We start from the raw sequence: 26,138 nt of genomic DNA, 5'->3' as shown, positions 1-26,138 counted from the left end.
TGGACCCGTTATTGTAGGCGCTTTGCAGGGCCGGGCGGGCGGCGGCTCGTCGGGCACGCCGGTTGCTCACTACGCGCTGCCTATAATGGGGACCGCTCGCCCGGCTTGTGGCGAAACACGAGGAATCAGATGTCGACTTCGCAAAACCGTACCGAGCGCACGGCGCGCCTGTGCGCCGAAGCAGCGCTGTTCATGCGCGACCACGTGCTCTCGCGCGTCTCGCATGATCTGCGCAGTCCGCTCAATGCAATTCATAGCTGGGCTTACGTGCTCGAACGCAAGATCGACAACGCCGACGCCTCCGCGCAACGTGCGCTCGGCGGCATTCGCACGGGCGTGGAGCAGCAGGTCCGGCTGCTCGAAACGCTCGTCGATACCACGCGCGCGCAGACGCGCAAGCTGCGTATCGAGCGCGCGCCGTTCGCCGTCGCGGCGCTGCTCGGCGAAGCCGCGGATGACGCCCGCGCCGCGCTCGGCGATGCGCGCGGCGTGACATTCGCCGTGCAGGACGCGACAGGCGCGGCGACGCTCGACGGCGACCGGGAGCGCATTGCGCAGGCGCTGTGGCTGATGCTGGTGTTCGCGGCGGAAACGAGTGCTCAGGGAGCCAGCGTGACGCTCGCGGCGAGCGCGAGCGCCACTGCCGCCCAACTCGAAGTGCAATGGCGCGCCACGCGTGCGGCGCTCACCGACGGCGCGCTGGCGCACGTGCTGGAACCGTTCGCGCGCGCCCAGGCGAGCGAGCAGCAGGAAGCGGGTCGCTACGCCTGGGTGCTGGCGCTGTGCCATCGCGTGGCCGAGGCGCATGGCGGACGCTTCGAGGCGCCGGCTCTCGTGGGCGAGGGCGAGGAGATGGTGCTCGTACTGAATGTGCCGCTGAGCGGCGCGTGAGCAGGGTCGAGCCGGATCGCACCTGACCGACTGCCGCGTGAGCGTCGGGCCGGATTGAGCCCGCCGCATCTTTCATCAACCTTGCACCCTTATACTGAGCGCTTCGTCCCTCGGAGCCTTGTGTCTTGATCCAGCTTCTCGCCCTCATCGGGGCGTTCCTGCTCGTTGCCCTCAACGGTTTCTTCGTCGCGGCCGAGTTCGGCCTCGTCAAGCTGCGCGCCACGCGCGTGCAGGCCCTCGCTCAGCAGCACGGCTTGCGCGGCCGCCTGCTCGCCAAGGTTCACGGCCAGCTCGATGCCTATCTTTCCGCGTGCCAGCTCGGCATCACGCTCGCTTCGCTCGGCCTCGGCTGGATCGGCGAGCCGGCGTTCGCGCAGTTGCTCGCGCCGGTGTTCGAACTGCTCGGCGTGCAATCGGCGGAACTCGTGCACGCCATCTCGCTGGTGTTCGCGTTCACGGTCATTTCGTTCCTGCACATCGTGGTGGGCGAGCTTGCGCCGAAATCGCTCGCCATCCGCCAGTCCGAGAAGATTTCGCTGTGGACGGCCATGCCGCTCTACGGCTTCTACTGGACCATGTATCCCGCGATCTGGGTGCTCAATACGAGCGCGAACGCGGTGCTGCGTCTCGCGGGCCTGTCGTCGGAGCACGGCCACGACACGCACTATTCGACCGACGAACTCAAGCTGATCCTGCGCAGCCGCCGCGCCGCCGCCCAGGCCGAGGCCGAGGCGCATGACGCGACGCACGAGCCGCGCGGCGCAAAGAGTGCAAACGGCGCGGTGCCGCTGCTGCCCGCACCCGCCGCGAACGCCTATAGCGCCGACGAATGGAACACGCTTGCCCATTCGCTCGACTTCTCGCGCCTCACCATTTCCGACCTCATGCGGCCGACGCACGAGATGGTGGGCCTGCGCCGCGACCTGTCGCTGCGCGAGAACATGCAGATCGTGGCGCGCCATCGTTTCAGCCGCTACCCGCTGTTCGAAGACGCCGCGGGCGAGCGCGTGGCAGGCCTCATCCACCTGAAGGACCTGCTGCTCGCCCGAGAGGCGGGCAACGCCCTCAGCGATCTCGGCAAGTTCGTGCGCCCCGTGCAATACGTGCGGCCCGAGACGCCCGCACTGGCATTGTTTCGCCGCTTTCGCAAGGGCGCGCCGCATTTCGCGCTGGTGGGGCACAAGAACGCGCGCCCCGTCGGCTTTCTCACGCTCGACAACCTGCTCGGCGCGCTCGTGGGCCAGATTCACGACGAGTTTCACCAGGCCGACACCGACTGGACCCGCATGGACGACGGCACGCTGATGGGCCGCGGCAGCCTGCCGGTGGTGTCGCTGGAGCAGGCGCTCGGCATCGATATCGACGAAGGGCGCGCGGAGTCGGTGGGCGGCCTCGTGATTCATGCGCTCAACGACCTGCCCACCGAAGGGCAGCGCGTCGGGTTCGACCGCTTCGATATCGTCGTGAAGAAAATGAAGGGGCCGCGCATCGTGCTCGTGCGCGTGTATCCGAAAGATCTCGAGGACGAGGGCGGCTGAGCGCGCCTCGCGTGCAGCCTAGCTGCGCGCGAGTGTGGCGAGCACCGCGACGGGCATTGCGCCCAGGATGTCGCGCAGTGCGAGCGTCCCGCCTTCGCGCACCGTGTGCGTGGCGTCGCTGAGCCAGTCGTGCAGCGTGGCTGGCGCGCATCCTTTGGGCAACTCGACGGTCGTATCTTCCCAGCGTTCGGGCGCGACGAGCGGGGTGTCGCCATCCAGCAAGCCCGCCGCGAAGCGTGTGCCGATCACGATGGCCCACGCGTCGCCGTGATGGCGCGCGAAAGCGATCACATGCGAGGCCTGCGCGCCGCTCACCGTAAGCGGCAGATAGTCGCCTTCGCGCAGCAGTTCGGGTGCGCGCGCTCGCAGCGCGAGCAGGCGGTGCACGGTGGCCAGCTTCACCTGGGCGTTGCGCCAGTCCTTCAGCTTCGCGGCGGGCGCCTGCTCATCGAGCGCGGCCGCGCGGGCGGCGTAATCGACGGGCCGCCGGTTATCCGGATCGACGAGGCTGAAGTCCCAGAGTTCGGTGCCCTGATAGAGGTCGGGCACGCCCGGCGAGGTGAGCCGCAGTACCGTTTGCAGCAGCGTATTGAGTGCGCCAGCGGGCGCCACACGCGCGACGAATTCGGCCAGCGCCTGCAGAAAGCCGTCGCGCCGTTGCGGTGCGAGGATATCGAAGAGAAATGCCTGGCACTCCGACTCATAGGTTTCGTCGGGCGAGAGCCAGTTCGTGCGCAGCTTCGCTTCGCGCAACGCCTTGAGCAGCCACGTCGAGACGCGCTCCGCCAGCGCATGCACGCCCGCTTCGTCGCCCGGGTCCAGTTTGGGCGGCCAGCAGCCCACCAGCGTTTGATACAGCATCGCCTCGGCGGCCGGTCCCGGCGACCATGCCGCGCCGGCCGTCCCTTCGTTGCGGCGATGCGTCTGGTTCAGCGTCGACCAGGCGCGCAGCGTGGCACTCCAGTCGAGCGCTATCTCGCTCAATACGGCGAGCCGCGCCCGCACGTCCTCGCCGCGCTTGTGGTCGTGCGTGGCCGTGGCGAGCAGCCCATAAGGACGACGCTGGCGCAGCCGGTTCGTCGCGTGAAAGTCATGCAGCGTGCGCGCGAAATCGTCGGGGTCCGCGCCCACTTCGTTACGCGAGAGCAGGCGGCCGTAGCGATAGAGCGCCGTGTCCTCCGTGGCCTTCGCCGCGAGCGGCGCGGTGAGCTGGGAGAACAGCGCGAGCGCTGTGCGCTGCGCGATGAGCGCGTGGCTGAGCGGCGTATTCCCCTGGTTGCCGCCCGCACCCGCGTTCGCCCCGGCTGGCGCGGCGCGTGGCGTCCTGGCGGCGCTGCCTCCACTGTTGCCGCCGCCGCCGCTGGCGTTGTTCGCGGCAGGTTCGGGGGCGCGACCGCCGAGCCAGCCGTCGACGAGGTCGAGCGCCGCGAGGCTCGCGCGCGGCAGTGCACGGCGCGCGGCGTCGAGCGCAACGTCGAAATAACGGTTGTCGAGCGCGCTGCGCAAACCGTTCGCCGGATAGATCCGGTAGATCGGGAAGTACATGGCCAGATGGGCAGCCACGCGATGCACCGACGCATAGGTGGTGTCGCGCGTGCCCGGGAGTTCGCGCGCGATGCGGTGCAGCGCACGCGTCACGTGGTCGAGTTCCGCGGGCAGATAGGCGGCCAGCATCTCGCGGCGCGCGTCCAGCGCGTAGGCCGCGAACGGCCGGTCGTCGCCGGAGATGGCGGCCCACGCCTCGGCGAGCGGCGCTGCGCCTGCAGGATCGTGCAGCAAGGCGCCCACGTCGTTCATGAAGTCGTAGCCGGTCGTGCCTTGCACGGGCCAGTCGTCGCGCAGCGTTTCGCCTTGCGCGAGGATCTTCTCGACCACGATGTAGGGCGGCGTGGCGCGCAGCGAGGCGAGCCGCTGCCGCAGGCGTTCGCAGTACTCGCGCGGGTCCGCGAGCCCGTCGATATGGTCGATGCGCAGGCCGTCGATCACGCCGTCGGCGTAAAGGCGAAACACGAGCTTGTGCACGGCCTCGAACACGTCGTGACGTTCCACGCGCACGCCGGCGAGCGCGGTGATGTCGAAGAAGCGCCGCCAGTTGATCTCGTCGGTGGCCGTGCGCCACCACGCGAGCCGGAAGTGCTGGCGCTCCAGCAGGCGGTGCAGCCGCTCGCGCGGCACCGGGTCGCCGCTTGCATAGGATTCCAGAACGAAGTCGATGGGGTCCGTGCCGACCCGCTCGACGAACGCGCGCAGCGCGTCGCGACCGGCGCTGGCGCGCGCCTGGTCGTCGGGCTGGGTCGTGAGGCCCTGGAATGGTCCGGCGAGCGTGTTGAGATCGGCGCGGTTCGCGGACTGCAGGAGCGTCGCGTAATCGGTCGGGCAGATCGGGCACACGTGCGGCCCGTACTGCACATAAAAGCGCGCGGCGGCGGGATCGAACTTCAGCTCGATGCGGCCTGCGGCGAGTTCTTCGCCGTACTGGGCGCCGAGAAACGGCATCAGCACCTTGCCGCGCAGGGCGGGGTCGGGCGAGTGCCAGTCCACGTCGAAGTGGCGCGCGTACGCGCTGTGACGTCCCCATTCGAGGATGTCGAGCCACCAGGCGTTGTGGCCGCCGCCCACGCCCATGTGATTCGGCACGAAGTCGGCGATGATGCCCATGCCGCGCTCGTGCACTTTCGCGGCGAAGCGGCGCAGCGCGCCTTCGCCGCCCAATTCCGCGCTCACCGTGCCGTAGTCGACGGTGTCGTAGCCGTGCATCGAGCCGGGCTGCGCGGTCGTGACGGGGGAAAGGTAGAGATGGCTCACGCCGAGCGCGGCGAAGTAGTCGAGCTGCGCGAGCGCGTCGGCGAACGTGAAGCCGTGATGGAGCTGCAGGCGCAGCGTCGCGCGAGGGTGTGTCATGGCGTCGGCTTCTTTTCGGTCGCACCTGGCGCCGAGCTGGCGGTTGAGTTCGCGGTTGAGTTGGCGTCGCTCGCGCCTGCACCGGCGCTCGGCTCGGCGCGCGTGCGCGCAACGGCCTCGCGTGCGCGTACGACGGCTTCGACGCGCGCGGCGACGGCCGGATCGGCGAACAGCGTCTCGACGGGCAGCGGCAGGCGGCGGCGCCAGTTCGGATGCTCGTCGATCGAGCCGGGCAGATTCGGCTGGTCGGACAACGCGAGCAGGTCTTCGAGCGGGCAGGTGACGAGCGGGCTGTGCGTTGCCGCGACATAGGCGAGCGCGGCATTCACGGGCGGCTCGTCGGCCGGCGGCGGTTCGGTGTCGCGCGGCGCGAGCCCGCTGTGCTGCAACGCATGCCAGAGCGCGACGCGATCCGTCGCGCGCCGCGCGCGGTCGAGCGCGACGGGGTCGCGTCCGTCGGCACGCGGGAGCGTCTGGCCGATGCGGTTGCGCCAGTCGATGTCCGCGCCGCTCCACCAGCCCGCGACGGTCGGCAGATCGTGCGTGGTGGTCGTCGCGACGCCATGCGGGTCCCAGCGCGCGGGCGCGAGAAAGCCCTTGCCGTCGTGCTCGAACCACAGCACGCGAATGCCATACAGGCCGTGCGCGGCGAGCCGCTCGCGCAGCCCCGGCGGCACGGTGCCGAGGTCTTCGCCGATCACGATCGCGCGATGCCGCCACGATTCGAGCGCGATGAGCCGCACGAGGTCGTCGAACGGATAGCGCAGATACGCGCCGTGGCGCGCGCTTTCGCCTTCGGGCACGAGCCAGAGCCTGCGCAGCCCGAGAATATGGTCGATGCGCACACCGCCCGCATGGGCGAAGGCCGCGCGCAGCATGTCGATGAACGCGCGGAAGCCGTTGTTGTGCATGGCGCGCGGCGAGAACGTCGTGAGCCCCCAGCTTTGCCCGGCCTGGTTGAAGATGTCGGGCGGCGCGCCGACCGAAACGCGTTGCAGCATGTCCTGCGGCAGCGACCACGCGTGCGAGCCCGCGCCGTCGCAGCCCACGGCGAGATCGGCGACGAGGCCGATCGCCATGCCGGCCTCGTGCGCGCTGCGCTGCGCGCCCGAGAGCCCGAGCGCTGCGAGCCATTGCAGGAAGCGGTGAAAGTCGACTTCGCGCCGGTGCTCCTGCGCAAACGTCGCCACGTCGGCGCTGCGCGGGTCGCGCAGCGGCTCGGGCCAGTCGCGCCAGTGGCGCTCGCCGCCGGGACCATGCAGCATGGCTTCCTGCAGCGCCTCGAAACGCGCGTGGTCTTCGAGCGCCTCGCCGCCCTGCGCACAGAACGCGGCGAAGGCGGCGGCACGCGGCGAGCCGCTCGCGCGCTCGTCGGCGTCGAAGCGCTCGAACAGCGCGCGCAGCACCTTGAGCTTGAGCGGCAACGCACGCTGCCAGTCCACGAGCGGCGCGGCTTCGAGTTCGCGCCACGCGTCGAGCGCATTCGCGGCCGCGCTCGCGTCGTGCGCGGCCTTGGCGCCGAATTCCGCAGCGGGGTCGATGTGCGCGACATTGACCCACAGGCGCGACGACGGCGAATAGGGGCTGAAGTGACCCGGCTCGGCGCTGAACATTGCGTGGGTCGGGCTCACCGCGAGCGCCTGCGCGCCGCGCCGCGCGCTTTGCGCGGCGAGCGCGGCGAGCGCGCTGTAGTCGCCGATGCCGCCGTCGCCGTTGCGTCGGAGTCCGTACAATTGCGCGGCGAGGCCCCACAGCGGCGGCACTGAGCCGCTGTCGCCGTGACGTGCGCGCCAGGCGTCGGCGACGGTATGGCAGTGCGGCGGCGCGACCGCGATCGTCAGGCGATGGTCATTGACGGTGAGCGTGTGATAGCCCGGCTCCGCAAGCGGCGCGAGCAACGCGCTCTCGCCGCGCGGCGAGGTGAAGCGGCCCTCGATATGCTCGCCGCTTTCGAGGTCGATCCGATAGTGGCTCCCCGCGCGTACGGCAGAAGGCGGCAGTTCGATCGCGCTGTCGTATTCGGCGGTGATGAGCGGCGGCAGTCGCCGCGTCGACTGTTCCGCATTGAGTGCGGAGGTGCTCTGCCGGATTTGCGTGGCGTTGGCGCAAGGCAGGCCCGCGCATTCCAGCAGAGCGGAGAGCGTGCTGTCGGGCACGCGCTGCACGGCGCCGTGTGCGTCGGTCCATTCGACCTCGAAGCCCGCGCGTGCGGCGAGTGTCGCGAGCGTGTCGCTGCGGCGCGCCGTGCTCATGCGTTGGGCTCCTCGCGATGCACGATGCGCGCGTCGTGTTCGCTCGAGTACTCGGGCACGTTGCCGGTGAGCCATGCAACGCACGCGCTCTCGGGCAGCAGGCCATTGCCGGCAAGGTCGCGCGCACGTGGCGGCGTTTCGAATATCACCATGCCTTCGGGCCGCGGCTCGAGCGGGACGCCGTCGCGGCCCAGGTTCAGCGCGATCGTGAGCGTTTCGCCATCGTCGAGGCGCCAGCGCGCGACGAGCGCGGCGAGACCGTTCGCAGCGTCGTCGGCGAGCACGGTTGCGCCGAGCGCGCGCGCGTGGCGCAAGCGCGGCATGAGCAGGTGCGCCCGCACGCATAGCGCCGACTTATAGAAGTGCATCCATTCGAGCCGTTCGCCGTCGAGCGGCGCGTCGGCCAGCGGCGACGAATTCACGAAGGTCTGCAGATCGTTCGGATCGGGAATGCGCGCCCGGCTCGCTTCGTCGTTGAACGCGCTGAATGCCTTGAATTCGCTGCGGCGGCCTTCGCGTACCGCATCGGCCAACTGGCCGGTGAAGGCGGTGAAAAACTGGAACGGCTGCGTCGAGCCGTATTCCTCCTCCATGAAGAGCAGCGGAATTTGCGGCGAAAGCAGCAGCATTGCCGTGGCCGCGCGCAGGGCGTCGTCGTCGGCCAGCGTGCGCAGCCGGTCGCCCATTGCGCGGTTGCCGATCTGGTCGTGGTTCTGCAGGAACATCACGAACGCGGTGGGCGGCAGGTGCGCACTCGGTTCGCCGCGCGGCTTGCCCCCGTGCACGGGCGACGGGTCGCCCTGGTACACGAAACCTTCGCCGAGCACGCGCGCGAGTTTGCCGATGGGCGAATCCTCGAAGGCGCGATAGTAGCCTTCCGACTCGCCGGTGAGCAGCACGTGAAAGCAGTGATGCGCGTCGTCGTTCCATTGCGCGCTGAAGTGCGATTCGAGCAGATTGGCTTCGTTGTGCTCGTTTTCGAGCACCAGGTGCACATGGCGGCCGGACTCGACACGCGCCTTCACGTGGTCGGCCAGCTCGCGCAACCAGTCGGTGTTGCCGATCGCATGTGCAGCGTCGATGCGCAGACCGTCGAAGCGATATTCCGTGAGCCAATAGAGCGCGTTGTCGCAGTAGAAGTCGCGCACTTCGAAGCGGTCGAAGTCGAGCGCTTCGCCCCACGGCGTCTTCACGTCCTGGCGGAAAAACGGTTTGGCGTAGAGGCCGAGCCAGTTCCCGTCGGGGCCGAAGTGGTTATACACGACGTCGATGAACATCTGCAGTCCCAGCCCATGCGCGGCATCGACGAGCGCTTTCAGTTCGTCAGGACTGCCATAGGCCGCGTGCGGCGCGTAAGGCAGCACGACGTCGTAGCCCCAGCCGCGCTCGCCCGGATAGTCGTTGAGCGGCATGAGTTCGACGGCCGTCACGCCGAGCGCCGCCAGCGCGGGCAGACGTTTCATTACACCCTGATAGCCGCCCAGCGCGCCCACGTGCAGCTCGTAGATCACGGTCTCTTCCCAGGGGCGTCCTTGCCAGTGCGCATGCTGCCAGGCGTACGCGCGCGGGTCCAGCACTTCGCTCGGCCCATGCACGCCCTGCGGCTGGAAGCGCGATGCGGGGTCGGGTACGCGTTGCTGGCCGTCGAGGCAGTAGCGGTACAGCGTGCCCGGCCCGCACGACGCCTGCGCTTCGAACCAGCCGTTACCGGTCGGCGTCATGTCGAGCGGCGGCGCGTCTCTCACGTTCTCGAACACGACCTGCACCGTTTGACACGACGGCGCCCAGAAACGAAAGCGCGTATGCGGCTGCGAGTGCGCCGCGCCGATCAGCTGCGCGCCGAACGGCAGGCAATGCATGTACTGGCGGGCGTGCGGATCGTGCGAAAGCGGGGACATGGTGGATTCCTGGTTGCGTCCTGTTCCTATCCAGCGGCGGCTTGGTCCGGGCCCGCGGGGGCGCCCGACCCGGAGGCGCCCGGCGTGCGGCGCGGGTCCGGCGTGGCCGCGTCGCCGCGCGTGCCCGCTGGCCGGTGCGTGTCGGCACGCGCCGGACGGGCGCAGAGCACGGCGAGCGCGCGCGCGGCCAGTTCGTACGTCGTGTCGGGCAGCGCGTAGGGCACTGCGTCGGGCCGCGCGGTATCGAGCAGCACCTCCCATGCCATGCGCGGAGCGGGCGCGATGAACGTCACCGCGCCCTGCGAGGCGTTCAGCATCATTAACAATACTTCCATTTGGCCGTGGAGTCCCGCTCCGGCGCGTCGCATGGTGAACGCGCTCGCTTCCGGGTCGTGCCAGGCCTCGGGCGAGAGCGGCTCGCCGCGTTCGTCGAACCAGTCGATGTCGTGCACGCCGGGCATCAGCTCGCGCTCGCCGAACAGAAAGCGCGTTTCGTGCAGCAGCGGATGTTCGCGGCGCAGCGCGATCACGCGCGCGGCGAAACGCGTCATGGCCTTGCCCTGGGGCGTTTCGGCGAGCGCCCAGTCGAACCACGAAATGTCGTTGTCCTGGCAGTACGCGTTGTTGTTGCCGCGTTGGGTGCGGCAAGCCTCGTCGCCCGCGAGCAGCATGGGTGTGCCGAGCGCGATGAGGAGTGTGGCCATCATCGAGCGGCCCACGCGTGCGCGCGTGGCGAGGATTGCGGGGTCGTCGGTCGGGCCTTCCACACCCCAGTTCGCGCTCCAGTTTTCATTGTGGCCGTCGCGGTTCTCTTCGCCGTTCGCTTCGTTGTGCTTGCGCTCGTACGAAACGAGATCGGCGAGCGTGAAGCCGTCGTGCGAGGTGACGAAATTGATCGACGCCCAGGGCCGGCGCTTGCGTTTGTCGAACAGATCCGCGCTGCCGGTCAGCCGCGCCGCGAGGTCGGCGCGCTGGCCCGGCGCGCCGCGCCAGTAGCGCCGCACGCTGTCGCGAAAGCGATCGTTCCATTCGGAAAAGCCGGGCGGGTGGTTGCCAAGCTGATAGCCGCCCGGGCCCACGTCCCACGGCTCGGAAATCAGCTTGCATTGCGAAAGCACGGGGTCCTGGCGCAGCACGTCGAAAAAGCCGCCGTTCGGGTCGAAGCCCGCGGGCTCGCGCCCGAGCGTGACGCCCAGGTCGAAGCGAAAGCCGTCGATGCCATATGACGTGACCCAGTGGCGCAACGAATCGGCGACCATCTGCAGCACGCGCGGATGCGAAAAGTCGAGCGTGTTGCCGCAGCCCGTGTCGTTGATGAAGTGGCGCTCGTCGCCAGGCACGCAGCGGTAATAGCTGGCGTTGTCGAGGCCGCGCCACGAGACGGTGGGGCCCATTTCGCCGCCTTCGCAGGTGTGGTTGTAGACCACGTCGAGAATGACTTCGATACCCGCCGCATGAAGCTGGCGCACGGCAATGCGCATTTCGTCGGTGTCATAGCCCACGAGGTAGCTGGGCTCGGGCGCGAAGAACGCGGCCGAGTTGTATCCCCAGTAGTTGCGCAATCCGCGGTCGATCAGAAAGCGCTCGGAGAGAAACGCGTGTACCGGCAGGATCTCGATGGCCGTCACGCCGAGGTTGTGCAGATGGTCGATGAAACGCGGCGCGGCCAGCCCGGCAAAGGTGCCCCGCATGTGCGTGCGCAAATCGTAACGCTGCATCGACAGACCGCGCAGATGCGCCTCGTAGATGATGGTGTCGCCCCACGGTGTGTTGGGCCGCCGGTCGCGCGACCAGTCGAAGTTGTCGTTCACGACCACGCACTTGGGCATGGCCGGCGCGGAATCGCGCCGGTCGATCGAGAGGTCCACGCGGTTCGAATGCGCGCGGTAGCCATAGAGCGTGTCCGACCAGCGGAACTGCCCGATGAGCTGCTTCGCGTAAGGGTCCAGCAGCAGCTTGTGCGGATTGAAGCGGTGCCCCAGATGCGGCTGATAGGGACCATGCGCGCGCAGGCCATAGACGGTGCCGGGATGCGCGCCCGGCAGATAGCCGTGCCACACCTCATCGGTGCATTCGGGCAAGGTGTAGCGAATGCGCTCCTTGCGGCCGGTGGGGTCGAAGAGGCACAGCTCGATGCGCCACGCGTGGGCCGAGAACACGGCGAAATTTGTGCCGAGTCCGTCCCACGTCGCCCCGAGCGGCCAGGGGGAGCCGGGCAGCAGGCGCTCAGGCGGACCGTTTGCCATGACGATGCTCCATCTGTTGTTCTTCGTTTTGCATCGGGTTCCTGATCAAATCCCGCCGCTGCGCCGCCTTAGCGGCGCAGGCGCAGGATTAGCGTGCCGAGCGGCGGCAGGACGAGTGCGGCCGACTGCGGCTTGCCGTGGCTCACCACGCTCTCCGTGCTGACGAGGCCCCCGTTGCCTATGTTCGAGCCGCCGTACACTTCGGCGTCGGTGTTGAGCGCCTCTTCCCACTGTCCCGGCTGCGGCATGCCGATGCGGTAGCCGTGGCGCGGCACCGGCGTGAAGTTGCAGATCACCACGATCTCGCGGCCCGATCCGTCCACGCGGCGCCACGCGAGCACGCTGTTTTCGCTGTCGTCGGACACCAGCCATTCGAAGCCGCCGGGTTCCGAGTCGAGCGTGTAGAGCGCGGGCTCGCTCGCGTAGAGGTGGTTCAGGTCGCGCACGAGCGTTTGCACGCCGCGGTGCAGCGGATCGTCGAGCAGGTTCCAGTGCGGCGTGCCGTCGTGATCGAATTCGGCCATCTGCCCGAACTCGCCGCCCATGAACAACAGCTTCTTGCCGGGGTGCGCCCACATGAAGCCGAAATACGCGCGCAGGTTCGCGAACTTCTGCCAGCGGTCGCCCGGCATCTTGCCGAGCAGCGACCCCTTGCCGTGCACCACTTCGTCGTGCGACAGCGGCAGCACGAAGCGTTCGGACCACGCGTAGACCATCGCGAACGTCATCAGGTGATGGTGATAGCGGCGATAGACAGGGTCTTCGTGCATATAGTGCAGCGTGTCGTGCATCCAGCCCATGTTCCACTTGAACTGGAAGCCGAGGCCGCCATCCTCGGGGCGCGCCGTGACGCCCGGCCATGCTGTGGATTCCTCAGCAATGGTGATGACGCCGGGGCGTTGCGGAACATATTGCGTTTCGTGATTGAGGCGCTTGAGAAACGCAATCGATTCGAGATTTTCGCGACCGCCGTAGATGTTGGGTACCCATTCGCCTTGCGCACGCGAATAGTCGCGGTAGAGCATCGAGGCGACCGCGTCCACGCGCAGCGCATCTACGTGATAGCGCATGAGCCACGCAAGGCCCGAAGCGACGAGGAACGCGCTCACCTCGCGGCGTCCCAGGTTGTAGATCATCGTGTTCCAGTCGGGGTGATAGCCCTCGCGCGGGTCGGCATGCTCGTAGAGCGCCGTGCCGTCGAAATCGATTAGACCGTGCGCGTCGTTCGGGAAATGCGCGGGCACCCAGTCGAGAATCACGCCCAGCCCCGCTTCGTGCGCGCGGTCGACGAACGCCGCGAAGTCCACCGGCGCGCCAAGGCGCGCAGTGGGCGCGAACTGCGAGAGCGGCTGATAGCCCCACGAGCCGCCAAACGGGTGTTCCGCCACGGGCAGCAATTCGATGTGCGTGAAGCCCATGCCCTGCGCGTAGGGGATCAGGCGCTCGGCGAGCGCGCCCCAGTCGGGCGCGGGGGCATCGGCGCCTTGCGTGGGCAGCCATGAAGGCGCATGGACCTCGTAGACCGACATGGCCGCGCGTGCGTTCTGCCGTTCGGCGCGCATTTGCAGCCACTCGTGATCGCGCCACGCGTAGTGGTCGATCGCCTCGACGGGCGCCACGATCGAAGCCGTGCCCGGCGGGCACTCCGTCTGCAGCGCACAGGGATCGGCCTTGAGCGGCAGGACCGCGCCGCGCGCGCCGAGTATCTCGTACTTGTAACGCGCACCGGCCGCCACACGCGGAATGAACAGCTCCCATACGCCGGCTTCGTGGCGCAGCCGCATGGGGTGACGCCGCCCGTCCCACGCGTTGAAGTCGCCCACCACGGAGACGCGCTTCGCATTCGGCGCCCAGACCGCGAAGCGCACGCCGGGGATGCCGTCGCAGGTCAAGGGCCGCGCGCCAAGGCATTCGAGCACCGCGTAGGGGTCCCCGTCTGCGAGACGCACCAGCGCTTCGTGCGATAGCTGCGGGCCGAATGAATAGGTATCTTCGATTTCCTGGCTCACGCCATGCCAGTCGACCACGAGCCGGTAGGGCACCGCTTCCGCGAGTGGTCCCGCATAGAGGCCTGCCGGATGCACGAGCGAGAGTTCGCCGAGCGTGTGGGCGCGGTCGCGCGCCACCACGCTTGCGCCTGAGGCGTTCGGCAGCCATGCGCGCACGTAAGGGGCGCCGTCCACCCAGTGCAGCCCGAGCACGGAGAAAGGATCGGAGTGGTACGCGCCGGCGAGTGCGTCGGCGTCGTGGAGATTCAGCCCGGCTTGGGCCGCGCGCTCAACCATGGCCACCTCCGCCGGAATGCGATTGCGTGGACTGCGTAGGGGTGAGTCCGAGCACGCGTGCCGCCAGCGCCGCGAGACCGCGTACCGGCAACGCGAGCCAGGTGGGGCGGTTGGCCGCCTCGTAGCGGATCTCGTAAGCCGCTTTCTCGATCAGGAACAGGTCGAGCAGCGCCTGCTCGTGCGAAGCGCTGACGAGCGTGAGCGGTCCTTCTGCCACGGCCGCGCGGTACTGGCTCAGGAATGCTTCGGCCGCATAGCCGCGGAAGCGCTCGAACAGGGCGCGCTTGCGATCGACGACTTGCTGCGGCGCGTTTTCGAGCGTCGATTGCGCGGCGGCGCCCGCATACGAGAGCGAGCGCAACAGGCCCGCCACGTCGCGCAGCGGCGAGGTCTTGGCGCGCCGGTAGTCGAGCGCTCGCGCGGGCTCGCCTTCGAAGTCGATCAAATACGCGTCGCCCTGGGAAAGCAGGACCTGGCCCAGGTGGAAATCGCCGTGGATGCGGATGCGCGCGGCCTTGGTGTCGTCGGGCACGAGTTCGTCGATCTTCGCGACGAGCGCCTTGCGGCGATCGATAAGGCTGCGCGCGAGGTCGCGCGCGTCTTCGTCGAGCGTTTGCTCGTCTTCGCCCGTATGCTGCGCGACGATGTCGAGTGCTTCGTTGAGCATGGTCTTGGTGTCGGCAATCCAGTTGCGCACGTCGTCGGGGGTGGCGGCAACGGGCGCGAAGGCTTCGTCGTCGCTGGGTTGGGAGAGCATCGCGTGCAACTCGCCCAGGCGCTTGCCGATGGCACCGATCACCGCGCAGTAGCCGTGCACGGCTTCCTCCTCGTGCGCCTGGTCGACGCTCGTGTCGTCGTCCACGGCGAGCGCGAGTTCGTCGATCGTGCGGCGCAGATAGTCGAGCGCCCAGTCCCACGCATTGCCCTGATTGTCGATGAAACCCTGCACGATGATGAGCGTATGCGGTACGCCCGCGGGATCGACACGCACCACTTCGCCATAGAGCGGCGCCGTGTTCGCGTAGCCGAGCTTCGTGAGGTAGCGGCTCATTTCCGCTTCGGGGTGCACGCCCGCCATCAGCCGGCGCACGATCTTGAGCACGAGGGTTTCCGCGATCACGAGCGAGCTGTTGCTCTGCTCAGCGGCGAGCCAGCGCACCTCCGGCGTCTCGCCAAGGTCGAGTTCGTCGAGTCGCTCGGTCGGCTCGAAGCGGATCGTGCTCTGCTGCACGGTGGGTACCGTGGCGCGCTCGCGCAGCTTGCGCAGCACGCCATAGGCGAACCACGGCAGCGAGAACGCATCCGTGAGATAGCCCACCGTGCGGCCGCGCCGCACGCGCGAGAGCGCGAGCTGAATATGCAGCGGCGTGGTGATTTCGGTGCCCCAGGTAATCGCGATCGGCAGGACGTAGCGCTCGCTCGTGCCGTCCGCCAGCTCGGCCTCGATTTCTGTGAACGCGAAGCCCGCGCCGTAAATCGTCGTGAGCGCCGCGAGGCGCACGGAGCGCAGCGGCTTGTCCTTGGAGGCGAACCAGCGGCGACGCGAGAGCCACGAAGGCAGCACTTCCGATTCGAGCAGCCGCACGTTTTCGGGCGTCGCACCGGTTTGCCCTTCGCGGATCACCACGGTCACGAACTCGGGCAATTGCTCCGAAGTCGGCTGGCTCCACGAAGGCCGCTGATCGCCGGCGCTCAGGAGGAACCACAGGAAGCCGTAGGGCGGGAAAGTCAGCAGATAAGGCAGTTGCCCGATGGCCGGAAACACGGAGTCGGCCGTCATTTCGACGGGGGACATGCCCGCGAATTCGGAAAGATCGAGTTCCACCGCCTGTGGCGCGCGTGAGAGGTTCGCCACACAGAGGATCGGCGCTTCGCCGGGCATCTCGCGCAGGTACGCGAGAATCTTGCGGTTCGCGGGCCGCAGGAAGCGGATCGTGCCGCGCCCGAACGCCTGCTTTGCGCGGCGCGTGGCGAGCATGCGACGCGTCCAGTTGAGCAGCGAATGCGGATCGCGGCTTTGCGCTTCGACGTTGATGGCGTCGTACCCATAGAGCGAGCCCATGAGCGGCGGCAACACGAGCTGTTCGGGGTCGGCGCGCGAGAAGCCGCCATTGCGGTCCGACGACCACTGCATCGGCGTGCGCACGCCGTCGCGGTCGCCCAGGTGGATGTTGTCGCCCATGCCGAGTTCGTCGCCGTAATAGATCACGGGCGTGCCGGGCATGGAGAGCAGCAGCGAGTTGATGAGTTCGATGCGGCGGCGGTCGCGCTCCATGAGCGGCGCGAGACGCCGGCGAATGCCGAGGTTCAGGCGCGCGCGCCGGTCGCTCGCGTAGGTGTTCCAGAGGTAATCGCGCTCGGAGTCCGTCACCATTTCGAGCGTGAGTTCGTCGTGATTGCGCAGGAAGATCGCCCACTGGCAGCTCGGCAGCAAGTCCGGCGTCTGCTTCATGATGTCGAGAATCGGGAAGCGGTCCTCGCTCGCAATCGCCATGTAGAGGCGCGGCATGAGCGGGAAGTGGAACGCCATGTGGCATTCGTCTTCGTTACCGAAGTACTCCTGCACATCTTCCGGCCACTGGTTCGCTTCGGCCAGCAGCATGCGGTTCGGGTAGTGCTCGTCGATGGCCGCGCGGATCCGTTTGAGAATGCCGTGCGTTTCGGGCAGGTTCTCGTTGTTCGTGCCTTCGCGCTCCACGAGATAGGGCACGGCGTCCAGACGCAGCCCGTCGATACCCATGTCGAGCCAGAAGCGCATGACCTGCAGCACTTCGCGCAGCACGGCCGGATTGTCGAAGTTCAGGTCGGGCTGGTGCGAATAGAAGCGGTGCCAGTAGTACGCGCCGGCCACGGGGTCGTGCGTCCAGTTGGACGGCTCCGTGTCGATGAAGATGATGCGCGTGCCCAGGTACTTCTGGTCGGTGTCGGACCACACGTAGTAGTTGCGATGATTCGAGCCGGGCTTGGCGCGCCGCGCGCGCTGGAACCACGGGTGCTGGTCAGAGGTATGGTTGATGACCAGTTCGGTGATCACGCGCATGCCGCGCGCATGCGCTTCCTGAATGAAGCGGCGCACGTCGGCGAGCTGGCCGTAGTCGGGGTGCACGTTGCGATAGTCGGCGATGTCGTAGCCGTCGTCGCGGCGCGGCGAGGGGTAGAACGGCAGCAGCCAGATCGCCGTGACGCCGAGGCTGGCAATGTAATCGAGTTTCGCGAGCAGGCCAGGGAAGTCGCCCACGCCATCATTGTTCGCGTCGAAGAACGATTTCACGTGCACCTGATAGATGATCGCGTCCTTGTACCAGAGCGGGTCGTCGGACAGCATCGACGCCTTGCCGCGCCGTTGCGTGCCGCGTTCCTCATGGTGTGGATCGTGTGCGGTCGAGTCTCGCGTGACGGTCTGCACGTTCGTTGCGACAGGCTCGTGGGTAGCGGGGTCGCGTTTCATGTCGCTCCTCCGGGCGGGAAGTCCGCGTCCAGTTCGGGATGGCCCTCGATGTGCTCATCGGCGTGTTCAGGCAGCGGTTCTTCGCGCGGCAGGCCCGTCGCGGGCTCGATGCGCCAGATCGCGAACGGGCGCGCATGCGGGTCGAGCCGCACGTGCTGCCAGCGCCCACGCCACTCGAAGCGCTCGCCCGTCGTTTCGTCGATCACATTGAGGGGGGCGTGGTCGTCGAGGTGCCAGCGCTGGAACGTCGCCCACGAAAGTTCGAAGTCGGCGCCCTGCTCGTTGAAGGCATCGAGGTTGATGGCCACGACGAGCACGTTGTCGCGCGCGGGCGTGGCCTTCTCGAAGCAGAGCAGCGAGTCGTTGCGCGCGTCGAGGAACGTGATGCCGAGATGCGTGTGCAGCGCCGGGTTGGCGCGCCGGATGCGGTTGAGCGTGGCGATCTCCGCGACGATGTTGCCGGGGCGATGCCAGTCCCATGCGCGCAGTTGATATTTTTCGGAGTCCAGATATTCCTCCGAATTGGGCATGGCGCGCCCTTCGCACAGCTCGAAGCCGCAGTAAACGCCCCACAGCCCGGAAAGCGTCGCAGCCAGCGCGGCGCGGATCAGGAAGCTCGAACGCGCGCCAGTCTGCAGATGGCGCGGATTGATGTCGGGCGTGTTGACGAAGAAGTTAGGCCGATAGAAGTCGCGCACCTCGGTTTGTGTGAGTTCCGTGAGGTACTCGGTGAAATCGCGTTTCGATTCGCGCCACGTGAAATACGTGTATGACTGCGAGAAGCCGAGCTTGGCGAGCCGGTACATGAGGCGCGGCCGCGTGAAGGCTTCGGAGAGGAAGATCACGTCGGGGTGGCGCGCGCGCACATCGGCGATCATCCATTCCCAGAACGGCAACGGCTTCGTGTGCGGATTGTCCACGCGGAAAATGCGCACGCCCGTGTCCACCCAGAACAGGATCGCGTCGCGCAGCGCGAGCCACAAACCAGGCTTCGCGTCGTGCGCGTAGAACTCGGGGTTCACGATGTCCTGGTACTTCTTCGGCGGATTTTCGGCGTAGCGCAGCGTGCCGTCGGGCCGCCATGCGAACCAGGTGGGATGCGCCTTCAGCCACGGGTGGTCGGGCGAGCATTGAATCGCGAAGTCGAGCGCGATTTCGAGGCCTTGTTCGCGCGCCGCGGCGAGCATGCGGCAGAAGTCCTCGAGCGTGCCCAGTTGCGGATGCACCGCGGTATGGCCGCCTTCGGCCGCGCCGATCGCGTAGGGGCTGCCCACGTCGCCGGGCTGCGCATTGAGCGTGTTGTTGCGCCCCTTGCGGTTGGCGAGGCCGATGGGGTGGATCGGCGGGAAGTACAGCACGTCGAAGCCCATTTCGCGGATGCGCGGCATCTTCGCGATCACGTCGTCGAAGGTGCCGTGGCGCGATTCGTCGTCGCTCATCGAGCGCGGGAAGATCTCGTACCAGCTCGCGAAGTGTGCGGCGCCGCGCTCCGCATCCACGCGATTGACGATTGTGTCGCGCGAGAGAAACGGGCGGTGGCGCGCGGCGCGCACGGCCGCAGCGGTCGCAGGCGCGGCGATGATCGCGCAGCGTGTTTCGGTGTCCGCAGCAATGAAGCGCTTGACGATGGCGTCGAGCGTTTCGTTGTTGCGCTTCTGGTCGTCGTCGCCCGAGCCCGATGTTTCCGCAGTGGCGAGCACGAGCGCGAACAGGCGGCTCGCTTCTTCCAGTTCAAGATCGACGGGCTGGCTCGCCGCGCGCTTCTTGTGCAGATGTTCCGCAAGCGAGGCGAAGTCGTCGCGCCAGGCAATCACGACGTATTCGTAGCGTCCGATGCGATCGAGCGGAATGTGGCCCGCCCACAGGTCGGTGCCCGCGGGCGGCACGGGCGTCATCGGCGACTCGTGCCAGGCGGTTTCGTCGGCGGCGCGCCAGAGCACGGCGGCGTCGATGCGGTCGTGGCCCTCGGCGAAGATGGCCGCGCGCACTTCGCAGCGCTCGCCGACGGTGCGCTTCGCGGCGAAGCGGCCGTGATCGACCGAGGGCTGCGCGCTCTCGATGGCAATACGCGGCGCGGCGATCGCTTCGAGCACGCTCTTGTGTCCACTCGTGTCGGTCTTGCCGCGATCTTCGGGCGGCGCGAGCACTACGAGCGGACTCGCGAGCGCGCGGAACATCCAGCATGCACCCGCGGGCAGCGTGAACGCATCGGGAATAGCGCTCGCGTCGCGCGGCGCGGGCAGGCGTGCGCCGCGCAGCGTTTCGGCGTCGAGCGGCGCGAAGCGCGTGAAGCCGCCGGGCACACCGTCGAGCAGGCGCGCGAGATCCACGCGCACAGGCGCGGCGAGCGCGGGATTGATGAGCGTGAGGATGGCGTCTTGCGCGTCGCGCAGGTCCGCGCGGTCGCCGCGCAAGAGCGCCGCGACGCTGGCGCCAGGGCCACTGAGTGCGCGCAGTTCACCGTTGGTCTGCAGCGCCCACGTTTCGCGTTGCAGCGCGTTGGCGTGCGCGACATCGGCGCTCAGATCGAAGGGCGCGCGGGCTTTCGCTGCTTCCCACGTCTGCGTGCTGTTGCCGCTGTGCGAGGTCGCTTCGTCCACGCCATATTCGAAACCCATCGGCATGAGCCAGCCGGTGCCGAGTGCCGCTGCCGCGCGCAGCATGCGGCGATAGGCGCGCTCGACCGCGCGCGCATCGGCGGCGCCTTCCTGATCGTGCGCGTAGCGCGCACCATAGGGCGCTTCTGGAAACGTTATCGGTGAGCCTACGCGGCGCAATGCGGCATGCTCCTCGACCATCCAGCTCGACGAGAAGTCCCACCAGCGCAGCGAGGAGAAGGCGGCGTCGAAGCCCGCACCTTCGAGGTGCGTGATCGCTTCGCGCGGCAGGCCTGGTGTCGCGGCGAGCCAGCGCGCTTGCGGAAAGCGTGCGCGTACGGCATCGAAGATCGCGCGTAGCACGTGGGGCGGCGTGCGGTGCGGCGAGTCCACGCGAAAGCCGCCGATGCCCGCTTCGACGAGCGCGATGGCGCGCGCCGTCCACCATGCGATGAGCGGCGCGCTCGCGCGCTCGAAATCGGCATAGGCCACGTTGGCTTCGCTATGGCCGTGGCGTGGGTCGAGGCGCGCGTCTTCGGGCTCGAAGGGATGGAACCATTCGGGATGCGCAGCGTAGAGCACGCCGTCAGCGGCGCTGCGGTCGAGCACGAGATCGGCGAGCAGCGTGACGCCGCGCGATTGCGCCGCGAGCGCGAGTTCGCGCACGGCGTCGTCGGCGGAGAGCTGGCTGCCGAAGGCTGCGTTCAGGCGCGCGTGATCGGCGACAATGCGGTCGTCGCCCGACGCGCCCGAGGCGAACAGCGCGCCGATCAGGACGTGATCGAAGCCAAGCGACGCCGCGCGGGCGATGTGCGCCGGCCACGCGTCGAGTGGTCCTGCCAGGACGGAATGGACGAAGTAGATCCGCGGCGCATAGGCGTGGGGGGGTTCCATCGGTCGTATTCCAGGTACGTCAGGCGAAGGGGATGCAAGTCGGGGTTAGCCGAAATGCGATCGCGCCGCCCGGGGGCTGCCGGAGCGTGCCGCGCTGCGCGTGGTGGACAGGCACCTGTTCAGAGTAGTGCAAGAGCAGGCCGGAACCAAACCGCTTGCGCCGCGTGGCGACTTGCGGGGGAGTCGAGCAAGGCACATGCCCATGAGCGACACAGGCGCGCGGCGCCGCGTGCAAGGCGCATGTTCGCAAAGCCTGGGCGCAAAGGCGGCCGAATCGAGCGGAGAACCCGGCGGCGATTGCCGGTATCGGTTGCAGCGGAGAAAAGCGGATCAGCTACCGACCATGCTCGCGGCGATGTTCACGCACAGGCCTAGCACAGAAACGTTGAAATAGAACGACAAAATCGATTGCGCGAGCACGCCGCGCCGCGCGCTGCGCCCGCGCAGGCCGATATCGGCGGTTTGCGACGCGCAGGCGATGGTGAACGAGAAGTACAGAAAGTCCCAGTAATTCGGCGTGAGCTTTTTGTCGGGAAACGCGAGAGCGGGCTCGTTGGGATCGGAACCGTAGTAGAGGCGCGCGTAATGCAGCGTGAAGATAGTGGGAATGAGGAACCACGCCCCGATGAGCGTGAGCCCCGTGAGCAGCGAATGCAGCACTTTCGAGGCCGTGCCGAGATCCTTCGTCGTACCCAGCTCGATGACGATGGCGACGATGCTCGCCACCGTTGCGATGCAGATGAGAAACAGCACGGTCCCCGCGTTTTCGTCTTCGCGGCGGGCGTTCGCGCGCACGCTCTCTTCGTTTGCTAACACCATGTGTAGCCAGATCAGCACGAGGTAGGTCCATACCGTGGCGTCCCAGCCGAGCAGGACGCGCGCGGAAGTATGGATCGAGGCGGGCGAGAGCAAGCCGAGCACAACGCCCACGGCGATGGCGATCATCAAGTGCGGCCGGTTGCGCAGTACCAGCGGTATGAAGTTCATGGCGTGGCCCGGGGTCGCGCGGGTTAGCAATCAATTGCGGCGATTCTACCGTGCGCGGTCCGCCGGAGTGACGCGCTGTTCACTGTTATGCCGGGCATGCAAGCTTTCGGTTTGTCTTATCGGGCCATAAGGGGCTATATTGCTTGCGCAACGCGCAAGCGCGCTCTCGCAGTCAGCGCAACGACGGTGCATATGCATTGATCCGCGTTGAATGACGATAGCAAACGTTTTTCGTATGGCCTGTTTTCAGGCGCCGCCCGCGCCGGCGGCAAGCGTGTTTCGCCCCCAGCCAAGGGGAACCTGGCGGGATCGACGTCATCTGGAGTGCCCATGACAGAGGTGACACAACACGGGATGTCTCAGGCGCCGCACGATCTTCCTGCTGTATTTGAGGGCCTCGGCCGTCCTGGCCGCAGGCGTTTCGTCTCGGGAACGTGCGCAGCGGCGCTGCTCGCCTTCGCGGCTGCCGGGCGCTCGCGCGCGCCTTTCGGCGTGGGCCGCGCTTTCGCGGTCACCTCGGCGAGCGCATCCGGTACCGGCTATGACGCCTTCATCGAGCTATCGCAGCGCCTCACTGGCCGCACGAGCTTCGACGCCGTGCTCGGCAAGCGCGTCTATGCCGCGCTCGGCCACGCGAGCAGTCAGTTCGACGCGAATGTCGCCACGCTCAACACCTGGATTCAAGGTCATGGCGGCGTGCCCTCCGATACCGTGACCGCTGCGCTCAAGCCCGATCAGCCGGAACTCGCATCGATGGTGGGCGACATCATGCGCGCGTGGTATCTCGGTCTCGTGGGCGAGATGCCGAAGGTGCAGGTGGTGGCCTTCGAAAAGGCGTTGATGTTCGACCCCGTCAACGACGTGCTCACGATTCCCTCGTATTGCCGCGACGTGCCGTTCCACTGGAAGCACAAACCCGCAGGCGAATAGCGGAGCAACCGGCACATACATCACGGCCGCGCCAGGCCCCCACAACGAAAGCCAAAGGATGAGGTCGACAATGGCGACAGGACGTTGCGCCGACGTGGTCGTCGTCGGTTCCGGCGTGGCGGGCAGTCTGGTGGCGCACCAGCTCGCCCGGGCCGGCGCTTGCGTGGTGCTGCTCGAAGCGGGGCCGCGCGTTGCGCGCTGGCAGATCGTGGAGAACTTCCGCAATTCGCCCGCCAAGGCCGATTTCGCCACGCCGTATCCGTCTGCGAGCTACGCGCCGCATCCCGAATACGCGCCGCCCAACGAGTATCTCGTGCAGAAGGGCGATTATCCGTACAACTCACAATATTTGCGTCTCGTGGGCGGAACCACGTGGCACTGGGCCGCCGCGGCGTGGCGCTTGCTGCCGGCGGACTTTCGTTTGAAAACGCAGTACGGCGTGGGTCGCGACTGGCCCTATCCCTACGAGACGCTGGAGCCGTGGTATCAGCTCGCGGAAGAGGAACTGGGCGTGTCCGGACCGGACGCGACGTACGATCTCGGCTCGCCGCGGGCAAAGCCGTATCCAATGAGCATGCTGCCGCTTTCCTGGATGGATCAGCGCTTCTCGCAAGTACTGAATGCGAATGGCTTTCACGTGGTGCCCGAGCCGGTCGCGCGCAATAGCCGCCCGTTCGATGCGCGGCCCACCTGCTGCGGCAACAACAACTGCATGCCGATTTGCCCGATCGGTGCGATGTACAACGGCGTGGTTCACGCGGACAAGGCCGAGCGCGCGGGCGCGAAGCTCGTGCCGCAGGCCGTGGTCTATCGCATCGAGGCCGACAACAAAGGGCTCGTTACCGCCGTCCAGTACAAGGATCCAGGCGGCAGAAGCACGCGTGTGACCGGCAAGCTCTTCGTGCTCGCCGCGAACGGCATCGAGACGCCCAAGCTCATGCTGATGTCGAAGAGCGACGCGTTTGCGCACGGCATTGGCAATAGCTCCGGGCAGGTGGGCCGCAATCTCATGGATCATCCGGGCACGGGCATCACGTTCATGGCCAACGAACCACTGTGGCCGGGGCGCGGGCCCATGGAAATGACCTCGGTCGTGAACTTCCGCGACGGTGCGTTCCGCTCCGCGTATGCCGCGAAGAAACTGCATCTGTCGAACGGGGTGCCCACCATGGCCGTGACGGCCGCGCTCATCGCGAATGGCTTGACCGGCGCGGAACTGGACCGGGAGATACGCGAGCGCACGTCGCGCACGCTCACCATCAACAGTTTCCACGAGCATTTGCCCGAGTCGCAGAACCGCGTGCTGCCCTCGAGCGAACACAAGGACGGACTCGGCATTCCACAGCCCGAGATCTATTACTCGATCAACGATTACGTCAAGAAGAGCGCGGCGAACACGCATGAACTCTATGCGCAGATCGCGCAGCTTTTCGGCGGCACGGACATCGCATTCGACGATACCTTCGCGCCCAACAATCACATCATGGGCACGACGATCATGGGCGCGAACGCCGCCGATTCGGTCGTCGATGCCGATTGCCGCACGCACGATCATGCGAATCTGTTCGTCGCCAGCAGCGCGGTGATGCCCTCGGCCGCCTCGGTGAACTGCACGCTGACGATTGCCGCGCTGTCGCTGAAGCTGGCCGACAAGCTGCGCCACGAGCTTTGATACGAGCCAGACGATGAAAACAGCGAAGTCCTCCACAGCGGCCACCACGAATCACGAGCGAGAGCGACGCGCGCGTGCCGCTCTCGCGGCCGCGCTTTTCTGTGCCTTCGCGCTCTATATCGCGTGGCACGCCTCGCACGAGTCGAACTCGCGTCCCGTCGACGAACTGCCGATGTCCACGGCGCGCGGCGACGACACGTCGACGCCCATTGCGGACGCCGACAAGCCCGAGCTCATCAAGCGCGGCGCCCATCTAGCGCGCATTGGCGACTGCGTTGCGTGCCATACCGCCGATCCAGGCCGGCCGTTTGCGGGCGGCCTGCCCATCAGCACGCCGCTTGGAAAAATCTACACGCCGAACATCACGCCGGACCCCGATACCGGCATCGGCCAGTGGAGCGATACCGACTTCATACGCGCGTTGCATGAAGGCATCGGCAAGGGCGGCAAGCGGCTGTATCCCGCATTTCCTTACGTCGAATTCACGCGCATGACAGAGCAGGACATGCTCGCGATCCGCGCCTATCTGAATACGGTCGCGCCGGTGCATTACACGCCGCCCGCGAACGAACTGCGCTTTCCATTCAACCAGCGCTGGCTGATGATCTTGTGGAATCTCTTCAACTTCAACGAAGGCCGCTTCGTGCCGGACCCGAAGCAAAGCGCCGAATTCAACCGCGGCGCCTATCTCGTCGAAGGCCTCGCGCATTGCGAGGAATGCCACACGCCGCGCAACTTCATGCAGGGTCTCAAGACGACGGAGCGTTTCTCGGGCGCGACGCAAGCAGGCTGGCAGGCTTACAACATCACGCCCGACCGCACGAGCGGCATTGGCAACTGGAGCGACGACGCGCTGATCGCCTATCTCTCCACGGGCATTGCCGCGGGTCATGCGAGCGCAGCCGGTCCGATGGCCGACGTGGTCCAGCACTCGACGCAATATCTGACGCATGAGGACCTGCGTTCGATCGTGGCGTATCTGCGCGCGCTGCCGCCGGTTTCGGGCGGCGTGACGCGGCCGCGCGATGCCTGGGGCAAGCCCGCTGTGAACGACATCACCGCGCTGCGCGGCACGACGATCACGACCGTGAACGGCTTGCAGCTTTTCGTGGCGAACTGCGCGAGTTGCCACCACTGGACAGGCGGCGGCGTGGGGGGAAGCGCGCCGGGCGCGTATCCATCGCTCATTCATAACAGCGTTTCAGGCGCGCCGAGCCCGGACAACCTCGCGATGGTGATCCTGCACGGTGTGCGGCGCCAGACGAAGGACAGCGACGTGCTGATGCCGGCATTCGGCGATGCATTGAGCAACGAACAGGTGGCAGCCATTTCCAACTACGTGACGACGCAGTTCGGCGATCTGCGGGCCACGCTCACGGCCGGCGAGGTCGCGGAGCTGCGTGCCCAGCCCCAGTAACTCACCGTAACGCCGGGGCTTTGCGCCGCGCTCGCGGCGGCACTGATAACCGCAAACGCGTATGCTGTGAACGCAGGCACGCCGCTTGCGTGTTGTGTGCTTTGTGACGCGCCTGTCGCAATCGCAACCGATACGATATTTGGCGCTCATATGGCCCACTCACACAGCGCTATGATGAAGTG

General features: G+C 67.3%; 13 protein-coding genes. 5 read left to right on the top strand and 8 right to left on the bottom strand.

Going from position 1 to position 26,138, the window contains the following annotated elements; all coding sequences use genetic code 11:
* The first annotated feature begins 129 nt into the window (after positions 1–129).
* Complete coding sequence (locus tag BFD71_RS00675; RefSeq protein WP_069261370.1) at positions 130–891, top strand: sensor histidine kinase; 762 nt, start codon at positions 130–132, stop codon at positions 889–891.
* Positions 892–1,016: 125 nt separating this feature from the next.
* Complete coding sequence (locus BFD71_RS00670) at positions 1,017–2,429, top strand: hemolysin family protein (protein WP_069261369.1); 1,413 nt, start codon at positions 1,017–1,019, stop codon at positions 2,427–2,429.
* Positions 2,430–2,447: 18 nt separating this feature from the next.
* Here the strand turns inward: BFD71_RS00670 and treY are convergent, their stop codons facing one another.
* The 8 genes from treY to BFD71_RS00630 form a co-directional block, all read right to left on the bottom strand.
* On the bottom strand, positions 2,448–5,330 hold the full coding sequence (treY, locus tag BFD71_RS00665; RefSeq protein ID WP_069261368.1) for a malto-oligosyltrehalose synthase: 2,883 nt from the start codon (positions 5,328–5,330) through the stop codon (positions 2,448–2,450).
* The gene (gene malQ / locus BFD71_RS00660; RefSeq protein ID WP_069261367.1) at positions 5,327–7,582 is read right to left on the bottom strand and encodes a 4-alpha-glucanotransferase; all 2,256 of its coding nucleotides are present in this window, start codon (positions 7,580–7,582) and stop codon (positions 5,327–5,329) included. The genes treY and malQ overlap by 4 nt, the downstream gene beginning before the upstream one ends.
* Positions 7,579–9,480, bottom strand: coding sequence for a malto-oligosyltrehalose trehalohydrolase (treZ, locus tag BFD71_RS00655; RefSeq protein ID WP_069261366.1), 1,902 nt, complete (start codon positions 9,478–9,480; stop codon positions 7,579–7,581). The genes malQ and treZ overlap by 4 nt, the downstream gene beginning before the upstream one ends.
* Before the next feature lie 26 nt (positions 9,481–9,506).
* The gene (gene glgX / locus BFD71_RS00650) at positions 9,507–11,726 is read right to left on the bottom strand and encodes a glycogen debranching protein GlgX (protein ID WP_083244978.1); all 2,220 of its coding nucleotides are present in this window, start codon (positions 11,724–11,726) and stop codon (positions 9,507–9,509) included.
* A 68-nt stretch (positions 11,727–11,794) separates the two neighbouring features.
* Positions 11,795–14,011, bottom strand: coding sequence for a 1,4-alpha-glucan branching protein GlgB (glgB, locus tag BFD71_RS00645; RefSeq protein WP_069261365.1), 2,217 nt, complete (start codon positions 14,009–14,011; stop codon positions 11,795–11,797).
* Positions 14,004–17,336: a maltose alpha-D-glucosyltransferase gene (treS, locus tag BFD71_RS00640; protein WP_256094466.1), complete on the bottom strand. Its 3,333-nt coding sequence runs from the start codon at positions 17,334–17,336 to the stop codon at positions 14,004–14,006. The genes glgB and treS overlap by 8 nt, the downstream gene beginning before the upstream one ends.
* A gap of 119 nt (positions 17,337–17,455) precedes the next feature.
* The gene (locus BFD71_RS00635) at positions 17,456–20,950 is read right to left on the bottom strand and encodes a maltotransferase domain-containing protein (RefSeq protein WP_069261363.1); all 3,495 of its coding nucleotides are present in this window, start codon (positions 20,948–20,950) and stop codon (positions 17,456–17,458) included.
* 330 nt (positions 20,951–21,280) lie between these two features.
* Complete coding sequence (locus BFD71_RS00630; RefSeq protein ID WP_069261362.1) at positions 21,281–21,937, bottom strand: DUF1345 domain-containing protein; 657 nt, start codon at positions 21,935–21,937, stop codon at positions 21,281–21,283.
* Positions 21,938–22,291: 354 nt separating this feature from the next.
* On the opposite strand from BFD71_RS00630, the gene BFD71_RS00625 reads away from it, so the two are divergent.
* The 3 genes from BFD71_RS00625 to BFD71_RS00615 all read left to right on the top strand — a co-directional run bounded on the left by BFD71_RS00625 (position 22,292) and on the right by BFD71_RS00615 (position 25,956).
* A complete protein-coding gene (locus tag BFD71_RS00625; protein WP_069261361.1) occupies positions 22,292–22,867 on the top strand; it encodes a sugar dehydrogenase complex small subunit in 576 nt (191 codons plus the stop codon).
* Positions 22,868–22,937: 70 nt separating this feature from the next.
* The gene (locus BFD71_RS00620) at positions 22,938–24,539 is read left to right on the top strand and encodes a GMC family oxidoreductase (protein WP_069261360.1); all 1,602 of its coding nucleotides are present in this window, start codon (positions 22,938–22,940) and stop codon (positions 24,537–24,539) included.
* 13 nt (positions 24,540–24,552) lie between these two features.
* Complete coding sequence (locus BFD71_RS00615) at positions 24,553–25,956, top strand: cytochrome c (protein ID WP_069261359.1); 1,404 nt, start codon at positions 24,553–24,555, stop codon at positions 25,954–25,956.
* Positions 25,957–26,138: the final 182 nt, after the last annotated feature.

It is taken from the genome of Paraburkholderia nodosa, from assembly GCF_001718195.1.
Taxonomy (GTDB): domain Bacteria; phylum Pseudomonadota; class Gammaproteobacteria; order Burkholderiales; family Burkholderiaceae; genus Paraburkholderia; species Paraburkholderia nodosa_A.
Note: the sequence above shows the minus strand (reverse complement) of the source record. Positions and strands in the feature narration are given on the sequence as shown.

Bases quoted from the DNA above. Each gene is read 5' to 3' on its own strand.
- BFD71_RS00615 (WP_069261359.1), top strand. From the start codon at position 24,553: ATGAAAACAGCGAAGTCCTCCACAGCGGCCACCACGAATCACGAGCGA.
- BFD71_RS00635 (WP_069261363.1), bottom strand. From the start codon at position 20,950: ATGGAACCCCCCCACGCCTATGCGCCGCGGATCTACTTCGTCCATTCC.
- treY (WP_069261368.1), bottom strand. From the start codon at position 5,330: ATGACACACCCTCGCGCGACGCTGCGCCTGCAGCTCCATCACGGCTTC.
- BFD71_RS00630 (WP_069261362.1), bottom strand. From the start codon at position 21,937: ATGAACTTCATACCGCTGGTACTGCGCAACCGGCCGCACTTGATGATC.
- glgB (WP_069261365.1), bottom strand. From the start codon at position 14,011: ATGGTTGAGCGCGCGGCCCAAGCCGGGCTGAATCTCCACGACGCCGAC.
- BFD71_RS00675 (WP_069261370.1), top strand. From the start codon at position 130: ATGTCGACTTCGCAAAACCGTACCGAGCGCACGGCGCGCCTGTGCGCC.
- BFD71_RS00620 (WP_069261360.1), top strand. From the start codon at position 22,938: ATGGCGACAGGACGTTGCGCCGACGTGGTCGTCGTCGGTTCCGGCGTG.
- treS (WP_256094466.1), bottom strand. From the start codon at position 17,336: ATGCTGTCCGACGACCCGCTCTGGTACAAGGACGCGATCATCTATCAG.
- BFD71_RS00625 (WP_069261361.1), top strand. From the start codon at position 22,292: ATGTCTCAGGCGCCGCACGATCTTCCTGCTGTATTTGAGGGCCTCGGC.
- treZ (WP_069261366.1), bottom strand. From the start codon at position 9,480: ATGTCCCCGCTTTCGCACGATCCGCACGCCCGCCAGTACATGCATTGC.
- malQ (WP_069261367.1), bottom strand. From the start codon at position 7,582: ATGAGCACGGCGCGCCGCAGCGACACGCTCGCGACACTCGCCGCACGC.
- glgX (WP_083244978.1), bottom strand. From the start codon at position 11,726: ATGGCAAACGGTCCGCCTGAGCGCCTGCTGCCCGGCTCCCCCTGGCCG.